This window comes from Phyllobacterium sp. P5_D12 (genome assembly GCF_054049495.1).
This window is the reverse complement of the sequence record NZ_JBFUMG010000274.1, coordinates 1-5896: the sequence shown is the minus strand read 5'-3', so window position 1 is coordinate 5896 and position 5896 is coordinate 1. Positions and strand designations below refer to the sequence as shown.

Genomic DNA, 5896 nt, shown 5'->3' with positions numbered 1-5896 from the left:
CCGGAGCGCAGCGTACATTAAGTACGTGAGCACCGGAAGCGCAGAAAACCGCGTCAGATGACCGCCGCAGTAGAGTTTCAAAACGGGCTCTAAGTAGCCACGGCGCAAACTGGAGTACACATGCCTGAAGTGATTTTCAATGGACCAGCGGGACGTCTTGAGGGCCGATATCAGCCTTCGACGGAAAAAAATGCCCCGATCGCGATTGTCCTGCATCCCCACCCGCAGTTTGGCGGAACCATGAACAACAAGATCGTCTACGATCTGTTCTACATGTTCCAGCAACGCGGGTTCACGACCTTGCGTTTCAACTTCCGTGGCATCGGCCGCAGCCAAGGCGAGTTCGACCATGGTTCAGGCGAATTGTCGGATGCCGCCGGCGCGCTCGATTGGGTGCAGTCGCTCCATCCGGATTCCAAGACCTGCTGGGTCGCCGGTTATTCCTTCGGCGCCTGGATCGGCATGCAACTCTTGATGCGCCGCCCGGAGATCGAAGGATTTATCTCGGTCGCACCACAGCCAAACACCTATGATTTCTCATTCCTCGCGCCTTGCCCTTCTTCCGGGCTGATCCTTCATGGCGACCAGGACAAGGTTGCACCGCCCAAGGATGTCCAGGGCCTGGTTGATAAGTTGAAGACGCAGAAGGGTATCACCATCACGCAGAAGACGATGGTCGGTGCCAACCACTTCTTCTCCGGCATGACCGATGAGGTCATCGCAGAATGCTCCGATTATCTCGATCGCCGTTTGAATGGTGAATTGGTCGAGGCAAAGCCGAAGCGCCTGCGCTAGGCAGGTTTAACGAGCACGCCCCCGCACACGGGGGCGCTGCAACCGGTTGTCGTCGGCCAGGTCAACGGCAGCCCGTCCAGGGACCGCACGGCGAGATAAGCCCAGGCTTCGGCCTCCATCGAATCGCCATTGAATTCCAAATCCTCCGCCACGATAACCTTTGCCCCGGCATTTGCTGCGCCTTGCGTGAGATCGGTCATGATCGTCGCATTTTTACGCCCGCCGCCGCAAATGACCCAGAGCGCTGGTATTTCTGGCGCATAGTTGCTGGCCTTGAGGATTGCATCGGCGGTCACTTTGGCCAAGGTCCGCGCGCCGTCTGAAAGTTCCATATCGCCGAGGTCGGCAAGCGTAAAATCATTGCGATCGAGTGATTTCGGAGGAGCGAGATCGAAAAACGGTTTCGCCAGATAGCGTGTGACCGCATGGCCTATCACCAGCCCTTCGCTGGCAATCGTACCGCCCGCATCGTAAGCGATGCCTGCCTTTTCGGAGACCCACTGATCGATCAGTGTGTTGCCCGGTCCGGTATCGAAGGCGACCGGATCGGAATTGCCGGAAGTAATGGTCACGTTAGATATGCCGCCAATGTTGACGAACACGACAGGTTTGCCCTTGCTGAGTTCAGGCGGCACCCGCGCAGCCAGCGCCTGATGATAGGCAGGTACCAACGGCGCGCCCTGCCCGCCATGCCTCATGTCATTGGCTCGCATGTCATAAACGACGGGAATACCTGTCTTGTCAGCCAGCATTTTCCCATCGCCGAGCTGTACCGTCAGCGCCTGAAGCGGTCTGTGCAGAACTGTCTGACCATGAAAACCGATCACGTCGACATCGGCTTTGCTCAGGCCATGGCTCGAAAGAAAAACCGAGACCGCATCGCCGTGACGTTTTGTAAGCTCCGCTTCGATCACGCCAAGTTCACCTGGCCTCTCGGTTCTCGACGCGATGGTTTTCGCATCGTTGAGACTAGCTTCGATCCGGCGCTGGAAAGCCCGTTCGTAAGGCATGAAATCCGACGGACCGCGCCGCACTTCGCTTCCGCCATCCGTTTCCAGGAGCGCGATGTCGATTCCGTCCATGGACGTCCCGCTCATCAGGCCGATTGCGCGCCGTATCGCTGCCAAGACACTGCCTTTCTTGTGATTCGATAGAGAATGATGTTAAACGGCTCCGTCTCTCACGGCACGCATTTCGTGCACGCCGATTCAATCTCAGGAAAACATCAATGTCTGCCTTCAAATCCGAATTTCTGCACACGCTTTCGACGCGCGGCTTCATCCATCAGACCTCCGACGATGCTGGTCTGGATGCGCTCTTCGCCAAGGAAACCGTGTCGGCCTATATCGGCTTTGACCCTACGGCCTCCAGCCTCCACGCCGGCAGCCTGCTGCAGATCATGATGCTGCACTGGATGCAGAAGACCGGTCATCGTGCGGTGGCACTGATGGGCGGTGGTACTGGGATGGTTGGGGACCCGTCCTTCAAGGATGAGGCGCGCAAGCTGATGACACCGGAGATCATCCAGAGCAATATCGATAGTCTCAAGAAAGTCTTCGCCAACTATTTGTCCTTCGGCGAAGGTCCGAAAGACGCGCTGATGGTCAACAATGCCGAATGGTTGTTGCCGCTCAATTACCTCGAGTTTCTGCGCGATGTCGGCCAGCATTTTTCCGTCAACCGCATGTTGTCCTTCGATTCGGTGAAGCAACGGCTCGACCGCGAGCAGTCGCTTTCCTTTCTTGAATTCAACTACATGATCCTGCAGGCTTATGATTTCGTCGAACTTAACAAGCGCTATGGCTTGCGCCTGCAGATGGGCGGCTCGGATCAGTGGGGGAATATCGTCAACGGTATCGACCTCGGTCATCGTCTTGGCACGCCGCAGCTCTACGCCCTCACCTCGCCACTTTTGACCACTTCGTCAGGAGCGAAGATGGGTAAGTCGATGAATGGTGCGGTCTGGCTTAACGCAGATTTGCTGAGCCCCTACGATTTCTGGCAATATTGGCGCAACACCGAAGATGCCGATGTCGAGCGGTTCCTGAAACTCTACACGACCTTGCCGCTGGATGAGATCAGCCGTCTCGCCGCGCTGGGCGGGGCTGAAATCAACGAGACCAAGAAGGTTCTTGCCACCGAAATCACAGCGCTTCTTCACGGCCGCCAGGCTGCGGAGGAAGCTGCGGAAACGGCCCGCAAGACTTTCGAGGAAGGCGCTTTGGCAACCAATCTGCCGACCGTGGAAATTGCAGGCAGCGACCTCGACGCTGGAATTGGCATTCTGACGCTTCTCGTCAAGGCTGGTCTTGCCGGATCGAATGGTGAAGCGCGCCGCCACATCCAGGGCGGTGCTGTGCGGGTGAATGATGCCAGCGTTTCCGATGAGAAGTCCCAAGTTGGGACGTCTGAAGTAACGGCCGAGGGCGTGATCAAACTCTCCCTCGGTAAGAAGAAGCATATTCTGGTGAAGCCGGTTTAGGTCGCCAGTCCATGCCGATTATCTCTCCCCTTGTGGGAGAGAAAGGATTTTCCTGAATTTAGCCTTTTTGCTAAATCCTTGGAAATCCCAAGAGAGGGGATTTGCCTCTAAAGCGCTTGATCCCCTCTCTTGCGATTTCTAGCACTTGGCAAGGCCAAGATGCTGAAATCGCTTTCTCCCCCACAAGGGGGAGATAAGCAAAGCTCTCTACTGAAACTCAAAAATGGAACGGAAAATACCCGGCGCGATCACCGAAATCGGATTGACGATAATCTGCGGCTGTTTCAATGGCCCGATCAATTTGTAGGTGATGCCGATCAACCCGCCATCGCGGCCATTGCCAAGGAAAAGGCCAAGGATCGGGACATCGCCGAAGATGCGGTTGATGCCGTAGGCGGGCATGAATGTACCTGTCAGTGACATGTTGCCCTGCGGATCGCTGAGCACGCCCTGGAACGTCGTGCCGATCGTCGAACCGCGGATAACGCCATTGGCAAGGTTGATGTAATTTGCGCCCTTTTCGATTTGCGAGAAACCGCGGTCGAATGTCACTTTCGACACGTCGATATTCTTCTTCACCGCATCGTTGAGGCTCGTACCATTGGGCGCTGTGGATACAAGTTTGGCCAGACGCGGTTCGTTGACCAGTGTAAAATCGCGCGCGTCGATCTGTCCCCGCAAAGGACCATCACCCTTGGAATCGAGCGCGACATTGATGCTGCCCCCGGACATCTTGTCGTAAAAACCGAAGAAGCGTAGCACCGCGCCGGCATCCTTCGACTGCAGGCTGATAGACCGCGMACCACTTTCTGAACTATCCGCTGCCACTACCTTCTGTCCGGTTTTGGTTACGGCGTTGAAGGCAAGACCCGAAACATTAGAGCCAACGCCCTCAAAGGACAGGGAGACATTGCCAAAATTTTCGGAGTAAAAACCGGTCACGTTATCGATGTCGGCATTGACCAGCACGCGCTGCTTGCTGTTGCTGCCATCGCCTCCATTCTTTTTCTTGTCTGTTATCTGATTGAGCAAGGGGCGGGCGTCGAATGAACTGCCCTGCACGCCGACCCGGTATCCATATTTGGTGCGGTCGACCTTTACCGCGATATCGTCACCGCGATTTAACCTGACGGTACCGAAGTCAGCCGAGGTCATGTCCCCATCCACGACATTCACATCGCCCTGCAAGCGGAAAGTGTCGCCGGAAATGTCAAGGTTGCGGATATTGGCGTTGTCTCCATCTTGCTGGAGCGAGAATTTTGCGATCGCTTTTACGCCCGCTCCCTTGGTCCAACCGAGCTGTGCAAGTTTGATTTCGGCCTTCGTCAGGTCGGCGGTAGCGATCCGCGACCCGTCGGCCGCCTTGTCGATCTCCACGGAAATTGGGCCGGAAAGCAACGGATCGAGCGCCGGGAAAAGCGCGTTCCGGGTCTTGTCATCGAGTTGTAAAGTTACACTCTGTTCGCGCTTCGCCGTGTTTGTCCCCAAGGGTTCAAACATCGTCACTTCGGCCGGTATACCGTTCACCTGCGCAGTGGCCTCGATGTGCGCTTCATCCTGATTGACGGAGAGCGTTCCGTCAGCATCGGTTATCGTCTGCCCATCGATCTTTTTTGCGATCGAGACATTGGCGAGTTGCATATCGGCGGACCATTTCAGGCTGCCGGCGGGTGCATGACGCGTTATCGGAAATGTCACGAGCACATTTGCCTTCACATCGCCCTTTATGTCCTCCGGAGCAAATGGAAGATTTTTCAACCCATTGATCGGTTTGAAGCTGATGAACTCCGACACGGCGGAAGCGTCGCCAACAACATTCAAATCAAGGTCGGAGAGGACTGGACGCTGCGGGCCCCACGGAATGACAAGCTTTCCATCGACGATCTTCACCTCGCGATTGGCGGGCGTGATTGACGATCCCTTCTCTAGACTGATCGTCGTATAGGCGCCTCGAACGCCGATTTTCCCGGCGGCGTTCCGAACAGCTGGTAGTTCTCCGATAACATCAAATCCCGCGTCCGTGACATTGAAATCGACTTCAACCTCATTGTCCTCGAGGGGTGGCGGCTTGCCTGGCCCGTTGAATCGTCCGGCCGGAAACGTCACTTTGATTGTGCCGTCCTTCGCCTCACCATCGTGCATCTTGTCGATAAGCCAGCGTCGAGCACCCGTAGCGACCCAGATGGGCCATAGCTGCTTCACATCCGCGACCGGCATTTGAGGTATCTGCAGGTCAAGCTTCATCGCAGGTGAACCGCCGCCGAAAGTAACGCTGGCGTTGCCGGACAGCGAACTTTCCTTGTTTGCCAGCACTTCTATCTGCGAGACATCGAGGTGCTTCAACGTCAAATCATACCGGCCCGCAAGGCGCGCATCGAAGGGAAGTGCCGGGACCGGAGAATCGGCAGGAGCTGATTTGGCGTCTTTCGTGGTAAGTTCGAATTGGTAACCCGGATTGGCCGCTGGCGCAGGAACCGGCGGCAGTGTCTCCGGTCCGATTGCTCCTTCGACAATACCCGTGAATCCACCGAAATGAATGTTCGACGGTTTGATAGCAATCTGGTCGACCCCGGATACGTGCTCGAAATTTATCTGTGATTCCACCGCCATATCTTCGAC

Annotated in this window: 4 protein-coding genes; 2 read left to right on the top strand and 2 right to left on the bottom strand. The window is 56.1% G+C overall.

Annotation, left to right across the window (positions count from 1 at the left end; all coding sequences use genetic code 11):
- Window positions 1-120: 120 nt before the first annotated feature.
- The gene (locus tag ACXJ5O_RS16890) at window positions 121-795 is read left to right on the top strand and encodes an alpha/beta hydrolase (protein WP_027231414.1); all 675 of its coding nucleotides are present in this window, start codon (window positions 121-123) and stop codon (window positions 793-795) included.
- Here the strand turns inward: ACXJ5O_RS16890 and ACXJ5O_RS16885 are convergent.
- Window positions 792-1922 carry an anhydro-N-acetylmuramic acid kinase gene (locus tag ACXJ5O_RS16885; RefSeq protein ID WP_457300895.1) on the bottom strand — a complete coding sequence of 377 codons (1131 nt, stop codon included), beginning with the start codon at window positions 1920-1922 and terminating at the stop codon, window positions 792-794. The two genes, ACXJ5O_RS16890 and ACXJ5O_RS16885, sit on opposite strands and share 4 nt — an antisense overlap.
- A 101-nt stretch (window positions 1923-2023) precedes the next feature.
- On the opposite strand from ACXJ5O_RS16885, the gene tyrS reads away from it, so the two are divergent.
- A complete protein-coding gene (gene tyrS / locus ACXJ5O_RS16880; protein ID WP_457300894.1) occupies window positions 2024-3277 on the top strand; it encodes a tyrosine--tRNA ligase in 1254 nt (417 codons plus the stop codon).
- Window positions 3278-3484: 207 nt separating this feature from the next.
- Here the strand turns inward: tyrS and ACXJ5O_RS16875 are convergent.
- Window positions 3485-5896: RNA-binding protein (locus ACXJ5O_RS16875; protein WP_457300893.1), on the bottom strand; the 2412-nt coding region annotated here is incomplete at its 5' end.

Excerpts from the sequence above, each read along its gene's own strand:
- tyrS (WP_457300894.1), top strand. The coding sequence starts at position 2,024 with ATGTCTGCCTTCAAATCCGAATTTCTGCACACGCTTTCGACGCGCGGC.
- ACXJ5O_RS16890 (WP_027231414.1), top strand. The coding sequence starts at position 121 with ATGCCTGAAGTGATTTTCAATGGACCAGCGGGACGTCTTGAGGGCCGA.